Raw genomic sequence first — 26,211 nt, forward strand, 5'->3', positions numbered from 1 at the left:
GTCTGTCTCTGAAGTAAGGGGGCTTCAGAGGGGCGACATGTCGCAGGACCTTGGGGACTGGCTGTGCGCGCTTGGACTTTCCGAATACGCGCAAGCCTTTTTGGACAACAAAATTGATTTCGCAATTCTGCCCGACCTGACGGGCGAAGACCTGATCGAAATCGGAGTGACCGCTGTCGGAGACCGCCGCAGGCTGCTGCGCGCGATAGCGGAGCTTGAGACGGTTGAAGCCGTTCAACCCCATGAACCCGACACTTCGCCCGAGCCGGCCAAACGGCAGGTCACGGTAATGTTTGCCGACCTCACCGGCTTTACCCGCCTGACCAGCGAGTTGGACGCCGAGGACATGCATGCGCTGCTGAACGCGTTTTTCGCCAAGGTCGATCATGTGGTCGAGAAATTCGGCGGCCGAATTGACAAGCATATCGGCGACGCGGTGATGGCCGTTTTTGGCGCGCCGATTTCCCACACCAATGATACCGAACGTGCAGCGCGGGCGGCGCTGGAAATCCACGCGGTTCTGCCCAGCCTGAACCCGCCTGTCTCGTGCCATATCGGCATCGCCTCGGGGCAGGTGATTGCCAGCAACACGGGCAGCCAGGCCCATACCGAATATACGGTGACCGGCGATGGCGTGAACCTCGCATCGCGCATTACCGACATGGCCGTGCCAGGCGAAACCTTTGTGTCGCACGATATTCAGCGCGCTTTGGGGCCGCTTTTTGTCGGTGAGTCCATGGGTGAGAAGGAGATCAAGGGTCTGAATGAGCCGGTTGAACTTTGGCGTTTGGACCGGTTGGCGCGCAACATCCGGTCGCGCCGGCACCGCTTTGTCGGGCGCGAGCGCGAGATGTCGCTGTTCTCGGCCACGTTCGACCGCTGCCAGCAACATGGCAAGGGCGAGGTCCACATCGTTCTGGGAGAGCCGGGGATTGGCAAGACTCACCTGTCCGAACAAGTGGCTGAGTTGGCTGCTGGTCTAAATTACTCAATCCACAATGGCGTTGTGATGGATTTCGGCACGCGCGAGGGGCACTCGGCCATTCAATCCGTTGCACGCAGTATTCTGGGGCTCGAGGTCGCAGATGACGCTGCCGCCTGCGCGGCGATGGCACAGGATGCGGTGGCCAAGGGCTGGGTTTTGCCTTCGAATGCCACCCACCTGAACGCGCTGCTGGAACTGGAACAAGATCCCGGGCTGGCCGAGGTCTATGCGGTGATGGACAATGCAACCCGCCTGCGCGGGCGTCGGCAGGTGATCGACGAGTTGATTGCCGCACGCAGCCGTGAATCGCCCATGCTGATCCAGATCGAGGATATCCACTGGGCCGCACCGGAAATCCTGACGGCCTGTGCCCATATCGCCGCCACCACGCGCGACCTGCCATGTGTGCTGCTGATGACCAGTCGCGTTGAAGGCGACCCGATCAACCGCGAATGGCAGATGAGCACGGATGGTGCTTTGATCTCGAAACTGGAATTGGCGCCGATGGGCGAGGATCAGGTCCGGCAACTGGTCGAGGAATTCACCGGCATCGACCCCGAACTGCTGGACGCCTGTGTGCAGCGCGCCGGGGGTAATCCTCTGTTTCTGGAGCAATTGTTACGCAATATCGACGTGCTGAAACGCGAATCCGTTCCGGGCAGCATTCAGGGGATCGTGCAATCGCGGCTGGATGCGCTGGACCGGTCCAGCCGGGCGGCGATTCAGGCGGCCTCGGTGCTGGGACAGCGGTTCTCGCCCGAGGTTCTGAATTTCATCCTAGGCGAAGGGCATCTGGACACCTCGACGCTGATCCGCTCGGCTCTGATCCGTGAGGCAGAGGCCGATCTGATGTTTGCCCACGCGCTGATCCGCGACGGATCTTATGCGACGCTGGTCAAATCCGAACGTGCACGGCTGCATCGTCAGGCCGCGAAGTGGTACGAAGACCGTGACGCCACCCTGCGGGCGCAGCATCTGGATCGGGCTGGCGCAACCAACGCTGCGCAGGCATATCTGGAGGCGGCCGAGAACTTGATCCAGAGTTTTCAGTTCGACGATGCCAGCCCGCTGATCGAGCGGGCACTGGAACTGCCGGCGCCGTCCGGGGTGCGGTTTGACCTGTTCTGCGCCCGTGGAGAGACCCACCGCTTGCAGGGATTGTCGGATGACGCGCTGCGCGAATTCAAGGAAGCTGCCGATCTGGCCGAGACCGATGAACAGATCAGCCGTGCCCATATCGGGCTGGCGCAGGCGGCGCGGCAGGCCAGCCTGTACAAGGACGCCCTGCACAGCCTTGATACTGCTGAAGAGGCGGCGGAGCGGTGCGGGTCCGAGCGCGACATCGCTCAGATCAACTATGTGCGCGGCAATGTCTATTTCCCGCTGGGTCGGGTCGAGGATGCGCTGCAAAGCAATGAAAAGGCTCTAACACTGGCTAGAAAGCTGGAATCGGTCCGGTTGGAGGTTGGTGCGCTCAGCGGGTTTGGTGATGCCAATTTCATGAACGCGACGATGCAGACGGCCGCCGGGTTCTATACCCAAGCGGTCGAGCGGGCGCGTGAGAAAGGGCTGGTGCGGGATCTGGCGGCGAACCTGCATAACCTCAGCGTAGCGCGCAGCTATACCGGTGATGTGGCGCGGGGTAAGCGGGATGCGCAGGAGGCGATCGAAGTTTCCCAGAAATACTTCGCCTTCGTGCCGGAATGCGTGGCGCAGACCTGTCTGGGCGTGGCGCACACCTTTCTGGGTGAACTGGATCAGGCGCTGGACACTTTCTCGGTGTCCGCCGAAATCGCCAGCCGCGTCGGGGCCAAACGGCTTGAGGCGCAGGCGTTGGAGCATCTGGCGCGAACGCAGGTTTACGCGGGGCAGTTGGAGGATGCGCGCGAGACAGGAGCGCGCGCCGTGGAAATCGCCTTGGAACACGGTCGGAACTTTGTCGGGCCAAAGGCGCTGTCGGCACTCGCCATGGCAGAAACAGACCCTAACAAACAAGATCAGCACCTGAAGCTGGGCGCTCAGATCATCGCTGAAGGCTGTGTTGGGCATAGCCATCTGCATTTCTACCCTGATGCCAGCGCTGTCATGCTGGCGCGGCAGGAATGGGACAGGGCCACGGAATACATCGAGGCTCTGGGTAAGTTCACCGCTGACGAACCCCTGCCGATGGTCGATCTTTCGATTCAACACGCGCGGGTTCTGGCCGCGTGCGGCGGCTGGGGCATTCCCATGAGTGCGCATGAAGATTTCGAGGCGCTTGGCGCACGGTTTACGGAGATGGGCATCACACAGTCCCTGGTCGGGCGGCTTGACCACGCATGAGAGGGTCTGGATGAGCATCGAAAAGAAGGTTTGGTGGATTTCCGGCGCCCTGACGTTTGGTCTGGCGGCGCTGCTGTTCAAGTTTCTGGTCGCGCTGAACCATTTCGAAGGCGATCCGACGCAGCTGCCGGATCAGGCCTCGGTTGATGACTACCTGCAAAAGCTGGGGAATGCGCCGGATTATCGCGTCAGAACCGGCATCTTCATCAAATCCTTCAGCTTTACCGGCGCCAGCGACGTGCATGTCAGCGGCTATATCTGGCAGCACTACGAAGATGGCATCCATGACGCAATCAAACCGCCCGAAGGCGAGGTGGGGTTTATCCTGCCCGAGGCCACCGATGCCGCGAATGGCCTGATTGAAGAAGTCTATCGTATGGACCAGGACGGGTCGGAACTGATCGGCTGGTATTTCGAACAGACGCTGCGGCAAAGCTTTGACTACACCAGCTATCCGTTTGACCACAAAACTGTCTGGGTCCGGTTCTGGCCCGGTGAGTTTGACGTAGATGTGGCTCTAATACCGGACTTTTCGGCCTATCCGGCCACCGGTCCGGAGGATATCTTTGGCATCGACAACCGCATCGTCATGGGCACGTGGGAGCGGGAGAACACCTATTTCGACTATCGCCTGTCCGATCTGGATACCACGTTGGGTATTGGCGAAAACGAGTTTCAGACCAACCGGCCGGAACTGCACTATAACTTCGTTATAAAGCGCAATTTCGGCAATGCCTTCATCGTCCACATGATCCCCCTGATCGTGGTGACGATGCTGCTGTTTGGCGCGGTGATGACCGTCACCCGCCGCCCCGATCTGGTGGAGCGCCACGATTTCAGCACCTCCAGCGTGATCGGCACCTGTTCGGTCCTGTTCTTCGTGATCCTGCTGGCCCATGTGCAACTGCGCGAGGGCTTTGCCGGATCGCCGGTGATCTACATGGAATCGTTCTTTTTCCTGATGTATTTTCTGCTGCTGGCGGTCTCGATCAACACCTATCTTTTTGCGTCCGAGGCAGTGCCCTCGCTGCGGGTCATCCACTTTAAGGACAATCTGATCCCAAAAGCCGCGTTCTGGCCCTTTGTCCTGCTGTGCATGCTGGCGATCACGGCCTATAATCTCAGCCTCAAGGCTGATCCGGACGATGAGGCCGTGATCGAGATGCAGAACTAGGCGGGTGGCTGATAGTCCGGCTTGGGCGTTCCCGTGGCCATATCCAACGTGTATTCCGCGACGATGCCAGAGGTGCCCTGTTCCCATTGATCCAGATACTTGGTGGGGTGCGCGATCACATAGGTATAGGCGGGTTTTTTCACGCCGTTGATCAACACGTTGATCCGCTTGCGCACATAGACATTCTCTGGCGAGCCGGGACCATGGTAGCCTTCCAGCTTGTCCAGTTCTTTCATCCCGGAGGATGAGACGCGGTAGACCTCGCCTTTCACCGCTTTGCCACGGCCTTTCTGGTCGACCAGCGTGGCCATGCGATGCAGGAACCCGCAGTTGGGATTGTCGCAATGCGGCTCGTGCGGGACAATCAGGGGCATCCGCTGGCGGGTCACTGCTTCGCCCACGAAGTCATCCAGCACTTCGGCATGAGCATCGTGGTTCGGGAACCCCTTCTTGAGCGAGCCATAAGTGAAGTAAAGGTAAGTCTTTTCCCGATCCTCGACCAGATCGCTTTCGTCCTCTTCCGCCAATTCGGTCAGGGTGTGAGTGTTGGCCCAATCGTCCAGCATCTCGACGATTTCTTCCGCCAGTTTGATGTCCTTGGTGTTGTTTGGGTTTTGCAGGAAGTGAATGCAGGAACTGGCGTCGATCCCGTCGGCCCCCAGCAGGATTTCCACCATTTCGACCGAGTTGTTCATCACCGCCACATGCAAGCTGGTAAAGCCGTGATCGTTGGTGGCGTTTACGTTGATGCCTCGGTCGATCAGCGACTGCGCGGCCTCAAGGTCCGGTTTGCCCAGATCAATGCCTTCATCGTTCAGCTCGCCTTCGCCGCCCGCCGCATAATGCAGCAGCGTGTCGCCATTGCTGTCATCGACGATGTCAATTCCGGCCATACCGGTGTCGATGGCCTGGAATACCCGGCCCCATTGCGCGATATCGTCCGAGGCGGCGGCCTCCTGCGCCCATTTGCAGATGTTGTGCTCCTGATCGGCCAGTTCTTCGAAGGCTTCGTCCAGCACCTCCATGATCTGGTCCGGGGTGGCCATCATGCCGATCCCCATCATGCCGTTGGACAGGCGACCCTTGCGCGGGCCGACCAGATCAATGCCCAGATCGCGCAGCTTTTCCACGTTTCTCTGAGTGGTGACGTTGTTCCACATGTTCGTGTTGCAGGCAGGGCAGAGGATCACCGGCTTGTTCCGGTACTGCCATGCCACAAAGACCGAGGTCAGCAGGTTATCGGCAATCCCGTTGGCGATCTTGCCCATCGTGTTGCAGGTAACCGGTGCCACGACCACGCAATCGGCCCAGTCGCACAGCGCCAGATGCGAGGCGCGCAGGGGCATGCCGAACTCGATATAGCGGAAGTTCCATTCGTCATCATCGCGGTAATAGTCATTGTGGGTAATGCATTTCTCGATCCGTTCGGTGCCGAAATCGCGAAAGAACTTCTCGGCCGAAACCGACGGGATCAGTTTCACGTTGTGCCCGGCCGCTGTGATCCTTTCCACCAGTTCCGGCACCTTGTCGGCCGCCGACGATCCGCAGGCGCATAGCAGCACGTTGCGTTTTTCTGTCGGCGCATCGGTCAAGCCGCCCTTGGGGTAGCCAAAGATGTTCTTGTCCAGACTGGGGGATTCATGGCGCAGCAGAACCGGCAGCCCGGCCTCGTGCACCCGTTCCTGCAAGTGACCTTTCAGGATCATGTCGACAATATCCGTGCGTCGGCCCAGACATTCGCCCTGAAAGAATAGATACGGCGCCTTTTCCTTGCCCGTAAGCACGTTCAGCTGCCGCCGCATCTTCATCACATTGGCCCCATGACCTTCGATGTCGATCAGCTTGACGCTGGTTAAGCCGATATTGGCCAGAATACTGCGCAGCATGTAGGACCACGGGTCCTCATCCGCATAGAACATGACGATCGGGTTGTTCGCCACGATGCGGGCAACGTCGGTGGGGTCTTCGGGCGGCTCGTGTTCCTCGATCACCAGCATCGCCGGGTTTTTCAGGTCGCGCAGGCCGCGGAAGATGTGTTCGCACGGCGCCTGCCAGACCTGCGAGGTGGCAGGGCTCATGTCCACCACGGTCACCAGATCGTTTTCCTCTTCATAGGCAATGCAAAGGCACCAGAACTCTTCCAGCAACGCGGTCTCGCGAAACACATTCTCGGGCGGGCGGATGACTTCGAACCCCAGCACGCGGTTGAAGTCGATATTGATCATCAGGTGCCGGTCCTGCTCTTCGTTCAGACTGCGAAGTTTGTCGCGGAACCAATCCTCGGGCGCTTTTTCCTCGCCGCCCTTACGGGTGGCATAGCCGTGGAATGTGCTGCCCAGATGCACGTCCGGTGACTGGCTGAGATAGCGCTGTGCCAGTGCGTGCATCTCTTTCGCGGTGGACACCCGGCTGAGCGCGTCCGTGAAATTGGTTTGCGTTGCGATCAGCAGCTTGTCTTCATCAACCTGCGCATCGCCCAGAATCGCAAGGCTTTCGGCCAATACTCCAAGCGAGTTCATGTTCGGGCTGGCCCGCCGGAACAGATTGCGCCGTTTCTTTGGGTCCTTTGCCAGATACTGTGTGCTGTCGACATAGTTGCAGTCCTGCTGCAGCGTCTGCAGGTTGGTCTTCACCGCCTCGCGGGCTGAGAACCGCAGGATGCCCCGCGACCGCATCGAGGTTCCGTCACGGTCCGACATCCCGGCCCAGATGCGATCCACTGTGGTGACCCAAAGCTTGCCGTATTTTTCGGGGTGAACGTCCATCATGTGCACCAATCCGGTGCTGGGGTTGCACTTGGCGATGATGGCAAAGTGCCCGCCCGGCATATTTGGTTTGCCATGGGCAACGCCGACCTGGAAATTCGCCACCAGGATGTCGTTATCGCCGCCCAGCCGGTTGGATTCGTCAATCGCTTCCAACAGCAGCTTGACCGAGGTGGTGGCCTCATCCATGAAATAGGCCTGAACCTGTACCCGATCGCGCAGGCCCTGCGAGTGGATAAAGGTACAGGCGACGTCATATAGCTCGCCCAACGAAATACCGTCATTCACCACGAATGAGGTCGGCAAGGCGCATTCGCGGAAGATGTCGTTGACTTCGCAGCTGAACCCCAACGCCGACATGCTCAGCGCTGCCGCCGTGACGCTGCAGCAGTTGATCGGTTGCTGGAAATTCTGCAGATGCACGCTGACCAGATCGCCGAACAGGGTCGCGTAACAGGCCTCACGCACCTTGGTCGGTATTTCGAACCAGTGGTTGCTGGACAGGTAGGCCAACTTGGTGCCGGGTGTGGCCAGCGCCTCGAGGCTGACGGGAATGTCGAAAATCTCAAGATGTTCTTCGTAGAAATAGTCACCCGTATCGGCGGTGGCCAGTACTGCCCCGTCCTGGCGCAGATGTACTTCGCCGCCAAGCACCACATACATGCCCTGCGAGGGCAGAACCGTTTCCTCAGCCACTTCGAAACATTCGAAATGCGATCGGATAGCGGTTGGATCATCTGCAGGCAGAATCTCCTGTATCAGTACCCATTCGGGTTCGGTTGGAGTGAAGGAAATGGTGTTTTCAATCGGGTCCTTAGGCACGTCTGTTCCCCCCTGAACTTAGCCGTGAAACGCATAAAGGAACCAACGCTGTGTCTTGCGCCTACGTTAGGCAGCAGTGGTCATACGGAATCTCATGACCGGCCCGATGGGGCATTCTGCGCTGGCCGGGCCACGCGGCCGCAGGAATTTTGCGAACAAAATGGCCCAATTGGCCGCACCGTAGCTTAATTGGAACCAAAAATCACGGATGTTCCTGATTTGACTGCACGAATTAACAAAGGTCGAACCTGCCCACTTCTCCAAGCTTTGATGTCAGATTTCTGACACCTCACCTCTTCATAGGGAAACGCTATTGTGTCCGGTAAAAACAGGATCATGCAAATTGCTGTTGGCCATGCCGATTCCGTGATCAAGGCCATCTGACATGTCACCCTTCCCCGGCCCCGAACTCGGAGAGCCCTTCCTGCTGTTGCCGGGCCGCTGACGACTTCTTATTCCGTGAAACAGGCGATGCTGCGCGATTGGGGTAGCTGGTGCGGCGATTTTCGCGGCATGACGGCCGAATTGCGCGCCCGGCTTCTGGACCTGCTGGGCGACGACAAGGAAGCCTATGACTGTGTGCCCGTGCAGGGATCCGGCACCTTCGCGATCGCGGCGATGCGGACCTCGCTGATCTCGATTGATGGCAAGGCGCTTGTTCTGGCCGACGACCTGGCGATCACGCTTGTGGTTGCGGCCTTCCTGCAGGCGCTGACCGAAGCGGAGAGCTTTCGGGTTGGCTGCGTCGGTCGCATGGATGCGGACGTGATGTACACCGTGGTTGCCGCCGCGAAACAGGCGTTGATCGAGATGAACGTCGCCGCGCTGCTCCCCCGGCTGAGGCGGTTGCATCGCGCATGGCGCAGATCGCCTGAGACAAAGTGACGAAAGTATCGTCATAATGATGTAACTTTCGGTGTTTTCGTCAAGATACCCCCTGCGAATTGAACAGCCCACGCCTCATACTCTCAATAAACGAAAGAGGAGGCGCGTTTTGAGCTGGAACATTTGTGTCATAGGGGCAGGCAAGATCGGTCAGATGATCGCCAGCCTGCTGCAATCATCATCCAACTATTCGGTCACCGTGGCGGACCGCGATCTGGCTGCGTTGTCGGGGCTCAACAAGCAGGGGATTGCGACCCGGCAGATCGATGTGGCGGATGAAGCGCAACTGGCGCAGGGGCTTGCCGGATTCGATGCCGTGATTTCGGCGGCGCCGTTTTTTCTGACCCCAAAGATTGCCAAAGCCGCCAAGACCGCAGGCGCGCATTACTTTGATCTGACCGAAGATGTTGCCGCGACCAACGCCGTGCGTGAACTCGCCGAGGACAGCGCCACCGCCTTCATGCCGCAATGTGGGTTGGCTCCGGGATTTGTCGGCATCACCGGGGCGGCACTGGCGTCGGAATTCGACGAACTGGACAGTCTGCACATGCGGGTCGGGGCCTTGCCGCTCTATCCGACCAATGCCTTGAAATACAATCTGACATGGTCCACCGACGGGCTGATCAACGAGTATTGCAACCCCTGCGATGCCATCGTGAATGGTGAGCGTGTGAAAACCGCGCCGCTGGAAGACTATGAGGTGCTTGGCCACGACGGAGTGGAATACGAGTGCTTCAACACCTCGGGCGGGCTGGGCACGTTGCCGGAAACGCTTGAGGGCAAGGCGCGGGCTGTCTCCTATCGCTCGATCCGGTACCCGGGTCATTGCGATATCCTGAAGCTGTTGCTGAAGGACCTCGGGCTGGAACGCCGCCGGGATCTGCTGAAGGACATTTTCGAAACGGCCCTGCCACGCACCGATCAGGATGTGGTTCTGGTCTATTGCACCGCCAAAGGCCTGATCGACGGCTCTCTTCGCGAGAAATCCCTGATCAACAAGAGCTTTGCCCGCACGATCAACGGACAGGTCTGGAGCGCCATTCAGGTCACCACTGCCGCAGGTGTTCTGGGCGTGGTCGATCTGATGCGGGCGGGGTCTCTGCCCAGCACAGGCTTCGTCCGGCAGGAACAGGTGAACCTGTCCGATTTCCTCAACACTGAATTTGGCCGGCTCTATCGCGCTGGCGACGCAACCGAACAGAACAAGGCGGCCTGAGATATGAAAGACATCGTGATGACTGCACAAACCACCCTTGCCAATCTGGACCTGACCAAGGCGGAACTGACCGGCGGAACCCTGGCAGTACGATCCCCGATTGATGGCAGCCTGCTGGCCGAGGTGCATGAGACACCCGCGTCCGGGATGGACGCCATCTTCGACCGGTCCAAGGCGGCGTTCAAAGCCTGGCGCACGGTTCCGGCCCCGCGTCGGGGTGAGTTAATCCGCCTGCTGGGCGAAGAATTGCGTGCCGCCAAGGAGGATCTGGGTGCGTTGGTCAGTTGGGAGGCAGGCAAGATCACCTCGGAAGGTCTGGGCGAAGTGCAGGAGATGATCGACATCTGCGACTTTGCTGTCGGCCTGTCGCGGCAGCTATACGGCCTGACCATCGCCTCGGAACGTCCCGGCCACCGGATGATGGAGACCTGGCACCCGGCGGGTCCTGTCGGTGTGATCTCGGCCTTCAACTTCCCGGTTGCGGTCTGGTCGTGGAACGCGGCGATTGCGCTGGTTTGTGGGGACACGGTGATCTGGAAACCATCTGAAAAGACCCCGCTGACCGCGATGGCCTGCCAGAAGATTTTCGAACGTGCACTGGCCCGGTTTGGCGATGCGCCCGACCACCTGCTGCAAACCCTGATCGGCGGCGCCGCGCTGGGCGAGACGCTGGTGGCCAGTGAGGATGTGCCGGTCATCTCGGCGACGGGCTCGACCCGTATGGGCCGCGCTGTCGCGCCTATCGTGGCGCAGCGGTTCGGCAAGTGCATTCTTGAGCTTGGCGGCAACAATGCGATGATTGTTGGCCCCTCGGCCGATCTGGAAATGGCGGTGCGGGCGATCGTGTTCTCGGCTGTGGGCACTGCCGGTCAGCGCTGCACAACACTGCGCCGTCTGATCGTGCACAAATCGATCCGCGCCGAACTGGTGAGCCGACTGAAAAAGGCCTATGCCGGTCTGCCCATCGGCAACCCGCTGACCGAGGGCACATTGATCGGCCCGCTGGTGGACGAGGCCTCGGGCGCGGCGATGACCACCGCGTTGGAGGCTGCAAAGGCCGAAGGCGGCACCGTGTTCGGCGGCGACCGGGTGACCGAAGACGTGCCCGACGGCGTCTATATGCAACCCGCCATCGTCGAGATGCCCGGCCAGACGGCCACGGTGAAGACCGAGACCTTTGCCCCGATCCTCTACGTTATGGAGTATGATGACTTCGACGATGCCATCGAGATACAGAACGACGTGCCGCAGGGCCTGTCGTCCTGCGTGTTCACGCTGAACATGCGCGAGGCCGAGCAGTTTCTGACCGCGGCCGGGTCCGATTGTGGTATCGCCAATATCAATATTGGCCCCTCGGGTGCCGAGATCGGTGGCGCCTTTGGCGGTGAAAAGGAAACCGGCGGCGGGCGCGAAAGCGGTTCGGACGCTTGGAAGGCCTATATGCGGCGTCAGACCAACACCGTGAACTACTCGTCAGAACTGCCACTGGCACAAGGCGTCAAATTCGACATCTGATCGAAAGACCCGGCGGTGCAAGAAGGCCCCGCCGGGTCAATCCGCAAACAGGTAATCCAGCCGCATCACTGCTTGTGCCTTGTCTTGTGACACACCCAGAAACTCGGCCACGGCTGCCTCGTTTTCGGCACGCGGGCTGGTTTCCCGGATACGCAAATACCCGTCAAACCCGGCCCCGCGGATCAGTTCGGATTCGTAGCTGAGTGAATTGCGCAGCGTCGGCACAAGCCGCGCGACCGTTTCAGTAGGGCTGTTTTCTCCAGCCAGCCCGACCCTGCGGGCGTGACCGATCAGGTAGTCGTCGGAATACTCACATTCGATCTCCAAAACATGTGTCTTGGCCTGATCGGCGCAGAAATCCTGAATGATATCCAGATTGGCCGGGTCCACGCAAAATACCAGCTTGTCGGTGCCGAAATGTTCGAACAACATACGCACCACCGCGCGCCGGTGTCGCGAACGTTTGAGCAGGCTCGTCTCGATTCCGCCCATATCAGGCAGCGGACTGTTTTCTTCGTTGAACAGGTATTCGACGCAAGGAACATCCGTCTCAGAACTAATCTGATCGACCAGTCGCTTGGCAACATGCCATTTTTTGCAGGCAATCAGATAAATTTCGCGTTCGGGGCCCAACGTATTGCCGGCCTCCCAAAACCGCTGTCCGAACCGGCGGCCAACCCGCCCGCGCCCAGTCAAGAAACCAAACAGGTTGCGACCTTCGTCCGAGATTTTGAACTCGATCCCTTCGCTGGCGTAGAGCTTGCCCAAACGCTCTTTCAGCTCATGCGCCTCGGGGCTGATTTTGCGGGCGAACAGGTAGTCCTGCCCAAGCAACATGTCATAGTGGTCGTTGTAGAAGGTCACCGGCATCCCGTAATCCGAGAACATCAGGAAGGTGGGGGTGCGGTTTTCGATCTCTTCCTTCGGGATCAGGTGGCGGACGAGGGTCTGGAAAAAGGTTTCATCCGGGATCCAGGTGGTCGAGAAAAAGCGCTTCACATCCGGGCGCTGCTGCAGGAAGTCTAGGATCATCTCGACCGTGCGACGGCGCAGGCACCACCATTGGCTGCCGATCATGACCTGAATATCCGCCGGTATGTCGCGGGTCAGGCCAAAGCGTTTCTGCAACTCGTATGAGGTGTAGAACCGTTTGCTCTGGGTGCGTTCGTTGAAGAAATGGCGATAGATCAGCCGGTCGTCCTTCATGCCGGTCTTGATCCAGTTGCTGGCAAAGAAATCGTGGCTTTCGACAAAGTCCTTGTCGTTTTCGTCCAGAAACCAATGGGCGTATTCAGCCGTTTTGATCGCCATGCAATCGCCGGACAGCATGTAGAAATGCGTGGCGCGGGGAAAGGCATCAACGGCAGCCTGCAGGGCATTCAGCGTTGCCTGAACCAAAGACCATTCGCCCCAGCCACACTTGATGCGTTTTGCCGCGAAAGCGACGTTCGGATTGTCCTTCAGAGCGGCGCGGATACTGTCATACGCCGCGGCGTTGGCCCGCGCATCAAAGTGAATGGCCATACAGTCCCCGGCAGCGGTCAATTGCTCGGCCTGTGCAATGATTGCCTCGGGGTCTTTGTGGCACAAAAGAATATAGGCAATCTTTGCCATATCGAATCTATGATATCCGTTTTAGGCTGTTTGTTCCGTGATACTGAGGATGGGCGATTGAATAAACAGAATATTTTTGGTTTTTTGGGCGCAAAAGCAGGCAAGTTTAATGAGTTCTGATCTTTTAAGGAGGCGCAGTATATGGGTTTTCCCGGCACATGGATGACCGAAAGTGAAAGCATGGTGTACCGTGTTGTTCCGAAATGCGCCTGTTCGACCATCGGACAGATCATGTACTACTCGGACCATGGCCGGTTCTTTGATGGCGATATCCACGACGCCAAGGACGGGATGCACAAATGGGCATTCGACAATAGCCAGGACCGCATCTCGGTCAATATCCGCAACCACGCGTCCTTTTCCTTTACCTGCGTGCGCAATCCCTACACGCGGATTCTAAGCTCGTTCTTCGACAAGATCTGCGGCATTCAGCGGAACGGAAAACGTTACCGGGGCAATCTGGTCCCGACGCTGATTTACAATTACGGGATCGAAGTGGGTGGCGATGACGGCAAGGGAGAGTTCGACCAGATCGCCAGCTTCCGCCGCTTTCTTCTGTTCGCGCGGGATACGATCCGCTGGCGTAGGCCGATGGATCCCGACATCCATTGGTCGGCGATGTCAGGGCACGTCTCGACCTTCATCGCAAATGGTGGGTGTTATGACCGGATATTCTGGACCGAGAAATTCAACGACGGGATGCAGGGTGTTCTGGACAATCTCGAAACACCGCACGCGGTGAACCTGTCAGACATCCCTCGGTTCAATGAGTCCGAAGGCCACGGACCAAAACGCGTCCACCCGGTTGAAGATTATTTCGACGATCTGTCGATGCATCTGGTGTATGAAATCTACAAACAGGATTTCGAACTGTTCAAATACGATTTCGAAAACCCGGCGAACAAGATGCCGATTGGTGAAATCGATCTGGATGAGGTCCACGCCAAACTGGGCGATTGACGCAATTCCCGGGAACTCTCGCCCATCGTCAATGTCTCTGACGAGACACTTCCTCTGGTTGGGCCCGGCGCCGCGCAAAACGCGGCGCCGGGCCCAAGGGCGAATGTGACATCGGCGCAGCCGATGGTGCGTTTCGGGCGCGGGAGCCTTTTGAGGGCGGAAAGAGCCGGTCCCAATCAGGACCGGTTCTCATTACTCAGACCTGACGCACGGCGCCTTTGGCGGCGCTGGTCGTCAGCTTGGCATAGGCCTTGAGCGCGGTTGATACTTTACGCTTGCGTGGTTCGGCCGGCACCCAACCTTTTTCGTCCTGCTCTTTGCGCCGTGTGGCCAGTTCCTCGTCAGACACGGCCAGGTGGATCGAGCGGTTGGGGATGTCGATTTCGATCTTGTCGTCCTGACGCACCAGCCCGATTTCACCACCTTCGGCAGCTTCGGGCGAGACATGACCAATGGACAGGCCGGACGTACCACCCGAGAAGCGGCCATCGGTCAGCAGGGCGCAGGCTTTGCCCAAGCCTTTGGATTTCAGATACGAGGTCGGGTACAGCATCTCTTGCATCCCTGGACCCCCGCGCGGGCCTTCATAACGGATTACCACAACGTCACCCGCTTTAACCTTGCCGGTCAGGATATCGTTGACCGCCTGATCCTGGCTTTCGCAGACATAGGCCGTGCCGGTGAACGTCAGGCTGGCCGGATCAACACCTGCGGTTTTTACGATACAGCCATCGCGGGCAATGTTGCCGAACAGAACCGCCAGACCGCCATCCTGGCTGAAGGCGTGTTCCTTGGAGCGGATCACACCGCCTTCACGATCGGTATCCAATTCCTTGTAGCGGTTCGACTGGCTGAAGGCTTGCGTGGTGCGCACGCCGCCGGGGGCCGCCTTGAACAGGTCCTGCGCCTTGGGGTTGTTGGCGACCTTGATATCCCAGTTGGCAATCGCTTCGCCCATGGTGCCCGAGTGAACCGTGCCGCAGCCCTCGTGCAGCAATCCGGCGCGGCTGAGCTCGCCGAGGATCGAGAAAATGCCACCGGCACGGTGGACGTCCTCCATATGCACGTTCTCAGTATTGGGCGCGACCTTGCACAAGCAGGGCACTTTGCGGCTGAGCTGGTCCATGTGGGACATGGTGAAATCAACCTCACCCTCATGGGCGATGGCCAGCAGATGCAGAACGGTGTTTGTAGATCCGCCCATGGCGATATCCAGGCTCATCGCGTTCTCAAAGGCTTCGAAGGTCGCGATCTCGCGCGGAAGGAAGCCTTTTTCGTCCAGATCGTAGTGACGTTTGGTGATCTCGACGATCCGACGGCCGGCCTCGAGGAACAGCTCCTTGCGGTCGGCATGGGTGGCCAGGGTCGAGCCATTGCCCGGCAGCGCCAGACCCAGCGCTTCGGCCAGACAGTTCATCGAGTTGGCGGTAAACATGCCCGAGCAGGACCCGCAGGTGGGGCAGGCGTTTTCCTCGATATGCTGCACCTGTTCGTCGGTGTACTTGTCATCGGCGGCGGCAACCATCGCATCCACAAGGTCGATTTTCTTGACGTCCAGATCGGCGATGTCGATCTTGCCAGCCTCCATCGGGCCGCCCGAGACAAAGATCGCGGGAATGTTCAGGCGCATCGCGGCCATCAGCATGCCGGGGGTGATCTTGTCGCAATTCGAAATGCAGACCATCGCATCGGCGCAGTGCGCGTTGACCATATATTCGACCGAATCCGCGATCACTTCGCGCGAGGGCAGCGAATACAGCATCCCGTCATGGCCCATGGCGATGCCGTCATCCACCGCGATGGTGTTAAACTCCTTGGCCACACCGCCTGCGGCCTCAACCTCGCGCGCGACCATCTGGCCCAGATCCTTCAGGTGAACGTGGCCCGGTACGAATTGCGTGAACGAGTTGACGATGGCGATGATCGGCTTGCCGAAATCGCCGTCGGTCATGCCTGTGGCGCGCCACAGGCCGCGGGCACCGGCCATGTTGCGGCCATGAGTGGAGGTTCTGGATCGGTACATTGGCATGATGCTGTTTCCCTTTTGCCCCGGTTGCGATATGCGGGATATGTGCGTTATAGCGCACGTACCACATGTGCGCTATAACGCACAAGGGGATTCGAAAGACGATTGATATGGCACCGGACGAAATTACGCTGAAACTAAGGGATGTGCGGGCGGCCTCGGGGCTGAGCCTGTCCAAAGTGGCCGAGATGACCGGCGTCAGCAAAGCCATGCTGGGCCAGATCGAGCGCGGCGAATCCAGTCCAACCATCGCGACGCTGTGGAAAATCGCAAAGGGGTTTCAACTGCCCCTCAGCGCTCTGATCGGCCCGGCGGCGTTGCGCGATACAGCCACGCCGGACGTGTTTCGAACTGTGACTTTTCCCGGCAGCATCGAGGTCAAGATCGTCTTTCCCTTTGATCCTGCTTTGCGGGCTGAAACCTTTCACGTCGACCTCGCGCCGAACCAGAGCCACGAATCCGCCGCCCACGCAACAGGCGTGACCGAAGAGGTCTTTGTCCTGAACGGCTCGCTTGAGATTCTGCGGGATGGTAAGTGGGTGCCGCTGCAGGCCGGTCAGGGCCTTCGGTTTGCTGCAGACCTGCCGCATGGCTACCGAGCAGGCGATCAGGGGGCCGCGTTTCTGAACATGCACCACTACGCACAGCTCGATGCGCTGGCCGCAATCGGCTGAAACTCAACCCGCTAAGTTTGAGGGCAAACCATGGCCAGTATTCTTGAATCTCTAACCTTGGCTGATGCAGTCGGCTCGTTCGGTGCATTGGTCGTTGTGGCTGCGTACTTTGCCACGCAGATGCGGATGATGAATTCGGATGATCTGGCGTTTCCAGTGCTGAATCTGGCGGGGTCGATCCTGATCGTCTATTCGCTGTTTCAGAACTTCAACCTGGCCTCAATGTTGATCGAATCCTTCTGGATTCTGATCAGCATGATCGGGATAATACAGTTTTTCCGCCTCAGGCGCCTGCGTTAGACAGACAACACCCCATCCAGCCTTGAACCCCAATGCGAGCGCGTATAGGGAAAAACCAAGCGCGCTTTTGGGGAGGCTTTGATGCAGGACGATCCGAAAACCCTCGTTTCAACCGAATGGCTTGCCGCCCATCTCAAGGACCCTGACCTGCGGGTTCTTGACGGGTCGTGGTACCTGCCGCAGCATGGGCGCGACGCCAAGGCTGAATATGACGCTGGCCATATCCCCGGTGCCCGTTTCTTTGATATCGATGATATCGCCGATCACCGGTCGGACCTGCCGCATATGGCACCACCGGTCGAGAAATTCATGTCGCGTCTGCGGGCGATGGGCGTGGGCGATGGCCATCAGGTGGTGGTCTATGATGGCTCGGGCCTGTCTTCGGCAGCGCGGGTGTGGTGGATGTTCCGCCTGATGGGGCAGGACAACATTGCCGTGCTCGACGGTGGGTTCCCGAAATGGCAGGCCGAAGGGCGTGAGATCGAGGATCTGCCCCCCGTGATCCGTGATCGCCATATGACTGTGCGGGTTCAGAACCACCTTGTGCGCGATGTCACGCAGGTCTCTGCCGCCGCCAAGCTGGGCGATCATGAAATCATCGACGCCCGCGCGGCTGGTCGGTTCGCGGGGACAGACCCAGAACCGCGCGAAGGGCTGCGATCAGGCCGCATCCCCGGATCACGCAACGTGCCATTCGGTACATTGCTGAACAAAAACCACACGATGAAGTCGCCCGACGAGTGCCGTGCCGTGTTCGAGGCCGCAGGCGTGGACCTGTCGAAACCGGCCATCACATCCTGTGGGTCGGGCGTGACCGCCGCCATCCTCAGCCTTGCGCTCGAGCGCTTGGGCAAGAAAGATCATTCGCTTTATGACGGCTCCTGGGCTGAATGGGGTGCCTTCCCGACCCTGCCCGTCGCAACCGGAGAGAACTGATGTTCGAGAACCTCAAACCGCAGCCCGCCGACAAGATCCTGGCGCTGATGCAGATGTACCGCGAAGATCCGCGTGATCAGAAGATCGACCTGGGTGTTGGCGTCTACAAGAATGCCGAGGGCATCACACCGGTGATGCGCGCGGTCAAAGCCGCCGAAAAACGCATCTGGGAAGAGCAGGAGACCAAGGCTTATACCGGTCTGGCGGGTGATCCCGCCTATGCAGATGCGATGATCAGCCTGATCCTCGGTACGTCTGTGCCGCGCAGCAACATCGCCGCCGTGGCGACTCCGGGCGGCACCGGCGCGTGCCGGCAAGCGTTCGAGATGATCCGGATGGCCAACCCGTCGGCGCGCGTTTTCGTGTCGAACCCGACCTGGCCGAACCACCTGTCGATCCTGAACTATCTGGGAATGGAGACGGTCCAGTACCGTTACTTCGACGGCGAGACCCGTGGCGTTGATTTCGACGGCATGGTCGAGGACCTGAAAACCGCCAGGGCAGGCGACGTGGTGCTGTTGCATGGCTGCTGCCACAACCCCACTGGTGCCAACCTGAACATGGTGCAGTGGCAAGAGGTCGTGAACATCATCAACGAGCTCGGCCTCGTGGCGATGATCGACATTGCCTATCAGGGCTTTGGCGATGGTCTGGAGGAAGACGCGCAGGCGACCCGTCTGGTGGCCTCGTCGGTCAAGCGTTGCCTGATCGCGGCGTCCTGTTCGAAGAATTTCGGCGTTTACCGTGAACGCACCGGTTTGCTGATGGCGATCAGCGATGATACGGCGCAAACAGCTCTGAATCAGGCGACTCTGGCGTTTCTGAACCGCCAGAACTATTCCTTTCCGCCCGATCACGGCGCGCGCGTCGTGACCACGATCCTGACCGACGATGCCCTGCGCGCCGATTGGGCCGCCGAGTTGGAAGAGGTCCGCCTGTCCATGCTGGGTCTGCGCCAGCAACTGTCAGACGAGCTTCAGCGCCTGAGTGGATCTGACCGTTTCGGCTTTATCGCACAGCACCGCGGCATGTTCTCGCGACTGGGCGCCGCACCGGAACTGGTCGAAAAGCTGCGCGCCGATCACGGCATCTACATGGTCGGCGACAGTCGCCTGAACGTCGCGGGGCTGAATGCAGACACTGTGCCGATCCTTGCCAAGGCAATTGTCGACGTCGGCGTCTGATCGGACGGCTGTCACGCCCGGTTCAGCCCGGGCGTGGCGGAGTTTTGACGAACTGCATATCTCCGTCCGCCACGGCGAAAGGATTTCCGTCTGCGGTTATCACGGCCCGATCTTTCATCGCGCGAAAGTCAAAAATGGCATGTAGCACGACATTGGTTCTGCCCTGATACTCACGAGGGTGGTAGATACATATGCCGACCTGTTCATCAAGGCGGCGATATGTGTAGTCCGCTTCGCCTACCAGCATGCCGTTCGCGGTGACATAACAGGTGTTTTCGGTTTCGTAGCTGACCGTGTGTGTCGATAAGTCTTCGAAATCGCCATGCCCGGAGTGGTGAACTCCAGTCCATTCCAGGCTTGTGCCAACAAGCGTGTGCGGTGCGTCCGGCATTGCACTCCCCCCTATTTTGACACTCTGATTTTAACCCAAAAATGACTGCCGCACAAAAACGGCCCCAGCACAGGGCCGGGGCCGTTTTGTTATTCAATGATCTCAACCTTTCGAGAACTCAGGGTAGGCTTCCATACCCAGCTCGCCCATATCCAGACCGTTGATCTCTTCTTCCTCGCCAACCCGCAGGCCAACAGTTGCCTTGAGGATCGAGAAGAGGATGAAGCTGACCACGAAGACAAAGATACCGATGGCTGCGAAGCCAATGATCTGGGTCACAAAGGACGCGTCACCGTTGGTCCAGGCCACGATGAAGGTGCCCCAGAAGCCTGCAATCAGGTGAACCGGGATTGCGCCGACAACGTCGTCGATCTTCATCTTGTCCAGCATCGGGACAGCGAAGACTACAATTACACCACCAACTGCACCGATGATCAGCGCCTGGAACAGCGACGGAGCCAGCGGTTCAGCGGTGATCGACACCAGACCGGCCAGCGCGCCGTTCAGAACCATGGTCAGGTCGACCTTGCCAAACATCACCTGCGTCAGGATCAGTGCGGCGACGGCACCGGCAGCAGCGGCCATGTTGGTATTGGCGAAGATTCGGCTGATGTCGGCGATGTCACCAATGGTGCCCATGGCCAGCTGTGAACCGCCGTTGAAGCCGAACCAACCCAGCCACAGGATGAACGTACCCAAGGTTGCCAGCGCCAGGTTCGAACCGGGGATGGGAACCACTTTGCCGTCCTTGTTGTACTTGCCGATACGAGGGCCCAGAACGATGGCACCGGCCAGCGCTGCGAAACCACCCGCGGCATGCACCAGGGTCGAGCCGGCGAAATCGCTGAAGCCCATCTCGGACAACCAGCCGCCGCCCCACTGCCAGGACGCTTCGATCGGGTAGATGATGCCGGTCAGGACAATCACGAAGGCGAAGAACGGCCACAATTTGATCCGCTCTGCCACGGTGCCCGACACGATGGACGCGGTGGTGGCGCAGAACATCAGCTGGAAGAAGAAGTCCGAGCCAACGGTTGCATAGGACAGGTCGGCATTCACGCCGTCCAGACCTACGGCCTCAAGCGATGCAGGCGAGATAGCGCCCAGAACACCGCTGATCATCCAGCCGTCTCCGGGATACATCAGGCCATAACCGACCAGCCAGTACATGATGGCTGCAAACGAAAACAGGCCCATGTTCTTGACCAGCTGCATGGCGACATTCTTGGAGCGCACCAGACCGGCCTCGAGCATGGCAAAGCCCGCAGCCATCCAGAACACCAGGAAACCGCCAACCAGGAACAGCAGTGAGGTCAGGATAAATTGCGTGTGTTGCGCGGTCTCGCCGCCAGCGGCCTCTTGCGCAAGACCCATCTGCGGCAGCGCGACGATCGCGGCAGCAGGGATGAGAGATTTCATCAGGTTCATTGTCAGTCCTCGAATGTTTGTGAATGGGGGCGCCTTACAGCGCCTCTTCGTTCGTTTCCCCGGTCCGCACGCGCAGGGCCTGCTCGACATCGAGGACAAAAATCTTGCCGTCACCGATCTTGCCGGTCTTGGCGGTGTTGGTGATGGTTTCGACGATCTGGTCGGCCATCGTGGCAGGGACCACGATTTCGAGCTTGATCTTGGGTACGAAGTTCACGGCGTATTCGGCGCCGCGATAGATTTCCGTGTGACCGGATTGCGAGCCGAAGCCCTTGATTTCGGTCACCATCATGCCGCGTATGCCCGCTTCGGTCAGTGCCTCGCGCACCTCCTCGAGCTTGAACGGCTTGATTGTCGCAATGATCAGTTTCACGTTCTTCCCCTCTGCTTCCCGGTCTGCCCGGTTTGTTTGCACCTGCAGAAAAAAGCGCGCCTGAGCGTTGTAAGGAACGGTTTGAGTGATGAAACGCTGGGGGAAATAGTGGCTAGGTGCACAATTTTTGCACAAACTTGGCTTGATGATTAAAAATTAGTCAGTTTGGGGAGGCCGACTTCCGGAAATTCAGACCTCTACTTCACCGGTATGTCAGGGTATGGTGCGTCAAAATGATAACCGGGCAGAGTTTGAGCATGACTGAGTCCAGGCGCCGAAAGGCTCCGCTTGTCGCGGACAAGAGATACCCGTCGAAAGGGCGCAAACCCACGGCGACCAAGCGGGCTGCAAAGCCCGCTGGAAAGAAGGCGACCGCGCGCAAGACGACGACCCGCAAGACCACGCGAAAGAAGACACGCAGGAAGTCCGGTGGCGGCGGAGGCGGCGGGTTTTTCCGTCGGCTGTTCCGCTGGATTTGGCGGTTGATCTGGGGGGTTACGTGGCGCGTGGGGGCGGTGGTCGCCCTGCTGCTGGCGCTGGCTGTGGGGGTTGTCTATACCTCGCTGCCCGACCTCGATGCCTTGCTGGATGGACGGGCGCGGGGCTCGGTGACGTTGCTGGACCGCGATGGCAAGGTCTTTGCCTGGCGCGGGGATCAGTTTGGCGGGGTAATCACCGCCGACACCGTCTCGCCCCATCTGAAGAACGCCGTGGTCGCTACTGAGGATAAGCGATTCTATCGCCATTTCGGTGTCAGTCCTCGGGGTGTCGCCAGTGCCGTTCGGATCAACCTGAGCGAAGGCCGCGGGCCGCTGTCGGGCCATGGCGGTTCGACCATTACGCAACAAACCGCCAAGCTGTTGTGCCTGGGTGTGCCGTATGTCCCCAGCGAGTGGGACTCCGAGGCTGCTTATGAGGCGGATTGCCGTCAGGGGTCGCTGTGGCGCAAGGCCAAGGAAGCGGTCTATGCGATGGCGATGGAGGTGAAATACTCCAAGGATGAGATCCTGACCATCTACCTGAACCGCGCCTTTCTTGGGGCCGGCGCCCGCGGATTCGAGGCCGCGAGCCAGCGCTACTTTGGTATTTCCGCCGCCGAAGTGAACCCGGCCCAGGCGGCGATGCTGGCCGGTCTGCTGGTGGCGCCGACGCGCTATGCGCCCACAAACAACCTGCAACGGTCGCAGGACCGGGCAAAGCTGGTAATCGGGCTGATGGAGACGCAGGGTTATCTGACCACCGCGCAGGCCAGCAGCGCCCGCAGCAACCCGGCGCAACTGTCCGAGGCCGCGGCGGCGCGGGCGGGCGGCTATTTTGCCGATTGGGTGATAACCGAGTTGCCCAGCTATTTTGGCACCGACACCACAGATGATGTGGTGATCCGAACCACACTGGACCAGCGGCTGCAGAAATCGGCGGAAGAGGCGCTGAAATACATCTTCCAGGAAAAGGTGCGCGAAGGCTCCAAGGCGCAGGCCGCGATTGTGGTGATGTCGGCGGATGGCGCCGTGCGGGCCATGGTCGGCGGGCGCAAGACGCGGGTATCCGGCGCCTTCAACCGCGCCACGCAGGCGTTGCGACAGACCGGGTCTTCCTTCAAGCCCTTCGTTTATGCCACCGCGCTGGAGCTTGGTCATTCACCGCTGGATACGGTCGTGGATGAACCCTATTGCGTCAACATCCCCGGATCGGGCCAGTGGTGCCCCAAGAACTATACCCACAAGTTCTATGGCCGGGTGACGCTGGCGGATGCGCTGAAGAACTCGCTGAACATCCCGGCCGTGAAAGTGGCCGAATTTGTCGGGTTGGACAACGTGCGCACCGTGGCCAGCGAGTTCGGCATCGAAAGCAACCTGGCCGAAGGTCCGGCGCTGGCGCTGGGCGCATCGGAAAGCACGCTGATCGAGATGACCGGGGCCTATGCCGGAATCCTGAACGGCGGCTCGGCTGTGGAACCTTTCGGTCTGTCCGAACTGAAACTGCTGGGGGATAACACGCCCTTGATCCAAACCAGCACGGGCATTGGTGAGCGGGTGATCAACGATAAGGCCGCCAAGCAGCTGACATGGATGATGGAGCGCGTGGTGTCCGAAGGCACTGGCGGGCGCGCCAAGCTGCCCGGATGGCAGGTGGCGGGCAAGACCGGCACCACCCAGGCTGCTCGGGACGCTTGGTTCATAGGGTTCACCGCAGACTACGTGGCGGGTGTCTGGATGGGCTATGACGACAATACACCTCTGTCCGGTGTGACCGGCGGTGGATTGCCTGCTGAGATATGGAAGGAAACCATGCTGCGCGTGACCGAGGGGATGACCCCCACGCCGCTGCCGATGGTGGCCCCCGATCCGCCGGTGCGGACGGCACAGCCCCGGCAACAGCGCCGCAAACAACAGACCGGTCTGGACAGGGCCATCAACAACCTGCTGAACAATATCTTCGGCAACTGAGGTGAAAAACGAAAAAAGGCGGCGCATTGTGCGCCGCCTTTTCTGTTGAAGCCTGAAACCCGATCAGAGGCTCTCGTCCAGAGCTGCCAGAATCGCGTCGCCCATTTCGGTGGTCGAGACCGGCTGAACCCCTTCATCGGCCAGCAGGTCGCCAGTGCGGACGCCATCGGCCAGAACCTTCTCGATCGCGGCTTCCAGACGGTCGGCCTCGGCGCCCTGATCAAAGCTGTAACGCAGCGCCATGGCAAAGCTGAGGATGCAGGCAATCGGGTTGGCCTTGCCCTGACCGGTGATATCCGGGGCCGAGCCGTGGACCGGTTCATACATCGCTTTGGGGCGGCCATTGGCCATCGGTGCGCCCAAGGATGCGGATGGCAGCATGCCCAGCGAACCTGTCAGCATCGCAGCACAATCTGACAGGATGTCGCCGAACAGGTTGTCGGTGACGATGACGTCGAACTGCTTGGGTGCGCGCACCAACTGCATCGCGCCATTATCGGCATACATGTGGGTCACTTCGACCTCGGGGTAGTCCTGCGCGACACGATCCACGACCTCGCGCCACAGGATACCGGCCTCCATAACGTTGGCCTTTTCCATCGAGCACAGTTTCTTATTCCGGCGCATTGCCAGTTCAAAGGCCGAGCGCGCGGCGCGTTCGATCTCGGATTCAGTGTAACGCTGGGTGTTGATACCCACACGCTCGTTGCCTTCTTCGAAGATGCCGCGCGGCTCGCCGAAATAGACGCCCGAGGTCAATTCGCGCACGATCATGATGTCGAGGCCCGCGACGATGTCTTTCTTCAGCGACGAGAAATCGGCCAGCGCGTCAAAGCACTGAGCCGGGCGCAGGTTCGAATAAAGGTCCATTTCCTTGCGCAGGCGCAACAGGCCGCGCTCGGGCTTTACGCTGAAATCCAGATCGTCGTATTTCGGGCCGCCCACGGCCCCCAGCAGAACCGCGTCCACCTCTTGCGCCTTGGCCATGGTTTCATCCGACAGAGGCTTGCCATGGGCGTCATAGGCGGCACCGCCGACCAGATCCTCGCTCACGTCAAATTCCAGGCCGCGGTTCGCACCGAACCAGTCGATTACGCGGCGCACTTCGGCCATGACTTCGGGGCCAATTCCGTCTCCGGGCAGGATGAGGAGCGAGGGGTTGGACATGAAGGATCTCCTTGCGTTTCGTCGCAATGGCCCTAGCGCCTGCGCCGCATCGGGTCAATGAGACGAACCGGTCTTTGTGTGCCGGAAATCCGGTTTCCGGGCCGAAACCACCGCCATCTGGTCAAAGTCCGGCCTTCAACCCCTCGGCCAGCAAGTCCCAGATGCGCCGGATTCGGGGCGTCTGGCGCATCGCTTGCGGCGCGGCCAGCCAGACCGGAAGCGACGCAATCTCGATATCCAGGTTCAGTATTTCGACATCCGGGTCGGCCTCAGCCACCTGAACCTGTGAAAAGCCGATGCCGCACCCCGCCCGGACCAGCTGCCAATAAGCACTTTGAAGATCGCATCTTGTGGCAAAGCTGTCCTTGCTGACCGGCCAGCCACGATCCTGCATCCGGGTGATGATATATTCATTGGCGTCAAAGCCGACCAGATCGTGGTCGAACAGGTCCTCGGGGCGTTGCGGCCACCCGGAACGGTCCAGATAGGACCGGGCGGCACAGAGACACAGGTGCACATCGCCCAGATAGCGCGAAATGATGTCCATCTGCTCGGGGCGGTACATGCGCACTGCGATGTCGGCCTCGCGATACAGCAGGTTTTCGATGGCGTCCGTGGCGACCAGTTCCAACTGAATGGCCGGTTCCCGTTCCCGGATCTGTGCCAGAATTGGGGGCAGCAGATGATGCGACGCAAAGACCGAGGCCGTGATGCGCACCGACCCTTCCAACTGTTGCGACTGCCCCGCCGCCGCAAGGCTGAACGACGTCATGGCGGAATGCATCTGCTGCGCCATCGGTAGCAGTTGCGCGCCCACTTCGCTTAGCCTGAGGCCGCGCGCGTGACGGTCGAACAGCGACACGCCCAGCTCGTCCTCAAGCGCGTGAATCTGGCGGCCCAGCGTTGGCTGGCTGCGGTCAAGTTGCCGTGCTGCTGCGGACAGTGAGCCGGTTTCGGCCACGGCAAGAAAGCTCTGAATCAGGGACCAGTCGGCATGGGTGAGTGATTTGTCCATTCAAATATGAAT

19 protein-coding genes are annotated in these 26,211 nt (G+C 59.6%); 11 read left to right on the plus strand and 8 right to left on the minus strand.

Annotation, left to right across the window (positions count from 1 at the left end):
• The first annotated feature begins 37 nt into the window (after positions 1 to 37).
• On the plus strand, positions 38 to 3,307 hold the full coding sequence (locus AC2FEE_RS12140) for an adenylate/guanylate cyclase domain-containing protein (protein ID WP_496865523.1): 3,270 nt from the start codon (positions 38 to 40) through the stop codon (positions 3,305 to 3,307).
• Positions 3,308 to 3,317: 10 nt separating this feature from the next.
• Positions 3,318 to 4,481: a hypothetical protein gene (locus tag AC2FEE_RS12145; protein ID WP_496865525.1), complete on the plus strand. Its 1,164-nt coding sequence runs from the start codon at positions 3,318 to 3,320 to the stop codon at positions 4,479 to 4,481.
• Here the strand turns inward: AC2FEE_RS12145 and AC2FEE_RS12150 are convergent.
• Positions 4,478 to 8,068 carry a flavoprotein gene (locus tag AC2FEE_RS12150; protein ID WP_496865527.1) on the minus strand — a complete coding sequence of 1,197 codons (3,591 nt, stop codon included), beginning with the start codon at positions 8,066 to 8,068 and terminating at the stop codon, positions 4,478 to 4,480. The two genes, AC2FEE_RS12145 and AC2FEE_RS12150, sit on opposite strands and share 4 nt — an antisense overlap.
• A 459-nt stretch (positions 8,069 to 8,527) precedes the next feature.
• Here AC2FEE_RS12150 and AC2FEE_RS12155 point away from each other — a divergent pair, with 459 nt between their 5' ends.
• The 3 genes from AC2FEE_RS12155 to amaB are packed head-to-tail and all read left to right on the plus strand — an operon-like array spanning position 8,528 to position 11,684.
• A complete protein-coding gene (locus tag AC2FEE_RS12155) occupies positions 8,528 to 8,953 on the plus strand; it encodes a hypothetical protein (RefSeq protein ID WP_496865529.1) in 426 nt (141 codons plus the stop codon).
• 58 nt (positions 8,954 to 9,011) lie between these two features.
• Positions 9,012 to 10,169, plus strand: coding sequence for a saccharopine dehydrogenase family protein (locus AC2FEE_RS12160; protein ID WP_496865708.1), 1,158 nt, complete (start codon positions 9,012 to 9,014; stop codon positions 10,167 to 10,169).
• A gap of 3 nt (positions 10,170 to 10,172) precedes the next feature.
• Entirely contained in the window at positions 10,173 to 11,684 is a 1,512-nt protein-coding gene (gene amaB / locus AC2FEE_RS12165) for an L-piperidine-6-carboxylate dehydrogenase (protein WP_496865531.1), read from the plus strand.
• A gap of 36 nt (positions 11,685 to 11,720) precedes the next feature.
• Here amaB and AC2FEE_RS12170 read toward each other — a convergent pair whose 3' ends face one another.
• Positions 11,721 to 13,298, minus strand: a complete 1,578-nt coding sequence (locus tag AC2FEE_RS12170) for a DUF5928 domain-containing protein (protein ID WP_496865533.1) — start codon at positions 13,296 to 13,298, stop codon at positions 11,721 to 11,723.
• 141 nt (positions 13,299 to 13,439) lie between these two features.
• Here AC2FEE_RS12170 and AC2FEE_RS12175 point away from each other — a divergent pair, with 141 nt between their 5' ends.
• Positions 13,440 to 14,258, plus strand: a complete 819-nt coding sequence (locus AC2FEE_RS12175) for a sulfotransferase family protein (protein WP_496865534.1) — start codon at positions 13,440 to 13,442, stop codon at positions 14,256 to 14,258.
• Positions 14,259 to 14,454: 196 nt separating this feature from the next.
• On the opposite strand, the gene ilvD is transcribed toward AC2FEE_RS12175, so the two are convergent.
• The gene (gene ilvD, locus AC2FEE_RS12180; protein WP_496865535.1) at positions 14,455 to 16,287 is read right to left on the minus strand and encodes a dihydroxy-acid dehydratase; all 1,833 of its coding nucleotides are present in this window, start codon (positions 16,285 to 16,287) and stop codon (positions 14,455 to 14,457) included.
• A 107-nt stretch (positions 16,288 to 16,394) separates the two neighbouring features.
• Between ilvD and AC2FEE_RS12185 the strand changes: the two genes are divergently transcribed.
• From AC2FEE_RS12185 to AC2FEE_RS12200, 4 genes are all read left to right on the plus strand, one after another.
• Positions 16,395 to 16,958, plus strand: a complete 564-nt coding sequence (locus AC2FEE_RS12185) for a helix-turn-helix domain-containing protein (protein ID WP_496865536.1) — start codon at positions 16,395 to 16,397, stop codon at positions 16,956 to 16,958.
• A 30-nt stretch (positions 16,959 to 16,988) separates the two neighbouring features.
• Complete coding sequence (locus AC2FEE_RS12190) at positions 16,989 to 17,258, plus strand: CBU_0592 family membrane protein (protein WP_496865538.1); 270 nt, start codon at positions 16,989 to 16,991, stop codon at positions 17,256 to 17,258.
• 81 nt (positions 17,259 to 17,339) lie between these two features.
• Complete coding sequence (gene sseA / locus AC2FEE_RS12195) at positions 17,340 to 18,194, plus strand: 3-mercaptopyruvate sulfurtransferase (RefSeq protein WP_496865540.1); 855 nt, start codon at positions 17,340 to 17,342, stop codon at positions 18,192 to 18,194.
• Positions 18,194 to 19,378, plus strand: a complete 1,185-nt coding sequence (locus AC2FEE_RS12200; protein WP_496865542.1) for an amino acid aminotransferase — start codon at positions 18,194 to 18,196, stop codon at positions 19,376 to 19,378. The genes sseA and AC2FEE_RS12200 overlap by 1 nt, the downstream gene beginning before the upstream one ends.
• Before the next feature lie 22 nt (positions 19,379 to 19,400).
• On the opposite strand, the gene AC2FEE_RS12205 is transcribed toward AC2FEE_RS12200, so the two are convergent.
• The 3 genes from AC2FEE_RS12205 to AC2FEE_RS12215 all read right to left on the minus strand — a co-directional run bounded on the left by AC2FEE_RS12205 (position 19,401) and on the right by AC2FEE_RS12215 (position 21,570).
• Positions 19,401 to 19,769, minus strand: coding sequence for a hypothetical protein (locus AC2FEE_RS12205; RefSeq protein ID WP_496865543.1), 369 nt, complete (start codon positions 19,767 to 19,769; stop codon positions 19,401 to 19,403).
• Between the two features lie 102 nt (positions 19,770 to 19,871).
• Positions 19,872 to 21,197 carry an ammonium transporter gene (locus AC2FEE_RS12210; RefSeq protein WP_496865545.1) on the minus strand — a complete coding sequence of 442 codons (1,326 nt, stop codon included), beginning with the start codon at positions 21,195 to 21,197 and terminating at the stop codon, positions 19,872 to 19,874.
• A 34-nt stretch (positions 21,198 to 21,231) separates the two neighbouring features.
• Positions 21,232 to 21,570 (minus strand): P-II family nitrogen regulator, encoded by a 339-nt coding sequence (locus AC2FEE_RS12215; RefSeq protein ID WP_496865546.1) that lies wholly within the window; start codon positions 21,568 to 21,570, stop codon positions 21,232 to 21,234.
• A 257-nt stretch (positions 21,571 to 21,827) separates the two neighbouring features.
• Between AC2FEE_RS12215 and AC2FEE_RS12220 the strand changes: the two genes are divergently transcribed.
• Positions 21,828 to 24,017: a transglycosylase domain-containing protein gene (locus AC2FEE_RS12220; RefSeq protein ID WP_496865548.1), complete on the plus strand. Its 2,190-nt coding sequence runs from the start codon at positions 21,828 to 21,830 to the stop codon at positions 24,015 to 24,017.
• A gap of 63 nt (positions 24,018 to 24,080) precedes the next feature.
• On the opposite strand, the gene leuB is transcribed toward AC2FEE_RS12220, so the two are convergent.
• Both leuB and AC2FEE_RS12230 read right to left on the minus strand, forming a co-directional pair.
• On the minus strand, positions 24,081 to 25,184 hold the full coding sequence (leuB, locus tag AC2FEE_RS12225) for a 3-isopropylmalate dehydrogenase (RefSeq protein WP_496865550.1): 1,104 nt from the start codon (positions 25,182 to 25,184) through the stop codon (positions 24,081 to 24,083).
• A gap of 121 nt (positions 25,185 to 25,305) precedes the next feature.
• Entirely contained in the window at positions 25,306 to 26,199 is an 894-nt protein-coding gene (locus AC2FEE_RS12230; RefSeq protein ID WP_496865552.1) for a LysR family transcriptional regulator, read from the minus strand.
• Positions 26,200 to 26,211 lie beyond the last annotated feature (12 nt).

Source organism: Ruegeria sp. YTSC199 (assembly GCF_059609725.1).

Excerpts from the sequence above, each read along its gene's own strand:
- AC2FEE_RS12140 (WP_496865523.1), top strand. The coding sequence starts at position 38 with ATGTCGCAGGACCTTGGGGACTGGCTGTGCGCGCTTGGACTTTCCGAA.
- AC2FEE_RS12145 (WP_496865525.1), top strand. The coding sequence starts at position 3,318 with ATGAGCATCGAAAAGAAGGTTTGGTGGATTTCCGGCGCCCTGACGTTT.
- amaB (WP_496865531.1), top strand. The coding sequence starts at position 10,173 with ATGAAAGACATCGTGATGACTGCACAAACCACCCTTGCCAATCTGGAC.
- AC2FEE_RS12170 (WP_496865533.1), bottom strand. The coding sequence starts at position 13,298 with ATGGCAAAGATTGCCTATATTCTTTTGTGCCACAAAGACCCCGAGGCA.
- AC2FEE_RS12175 (WP_496865534.1), top strand. The coding sequence starts at position 13,440 with ATGGGTTTTCCCGGCACATGGATGACCGAAAGTGAAAGCATGGTGTAC.
- ilvD (WP_496865535.1), bottom strand. The coding sequence starts at position 16,287 with ATGCCAATGTACCGATCCAGAACCTCCACTCATGGCCGCAACATGGCC.
- AC2FEE_RS12185 (WP_496865536.1), top strand. The coding sequence starts at position 16,395 with ATGGCACCGGACGAAATTACGCTGAAACTAAGGGATGTGCGGGCGGCC.
- AC2FEE_RS12190 (WP_496865538.1), top strand. The coding sequence starts at position 16,989 with ATGGCCAGTATTCTTGAATCTCTAACCTTGGCTGATGCAGTCGGCTCG.
- sseA (WP_496865540.1), top strand. The coding sequence starts at position 17,340 with ATGCAGGACGATCCGAAAACCCTCGTTTCAACCGAATGGCTTGCCGCC.
- AC2FEE_RS12200 (WP_496865542.1), top strand. The coding sequence starts at position 18,194 with ATGTTCGAGAACCTCAAACCGCAGCCCGCCGACAAGATCCTGGCGCTG.
- AC2FEE_RS12205 (WP_496865543.1), bottom strand. The coding sequence starts at position 19,769 with ATGCCGGACGCACCGCACACGCTTGTTGGCACAAGCCTGGAATGGACT.
- AC2FEE_RS12210 (WP_496865545.1), bottom strand. The coding sequence starts at position 21,197 with ATGAACCTGATGAAATCTCTCATCCCTGCTGCCGCGATCGTCGCGCTG.
- AC2FEE_RS12220 (WP_496865548.1), top strand. The coding sequence starts at position 21,828 with ATGACTGAGTCCAGGCGCCGAAAGGCTCCGCTTGTCGCGGACAAGAGA.
- leuB (WP_496865550.1), bottom strand. The coding sequence starts at position 25,184 with ATGTCCAACCCCTCGCTCCTCATCCTGCCCGGAGACGGAATTGGCCCC.
- AC2FEE_RS12230 (WP_496865552.1), bottom strand. The coding sequence starts at position 26,199 with ATGGACAAATCACTCACCCATGCCGACTGGTCCCTGATTCAGAGCTTT.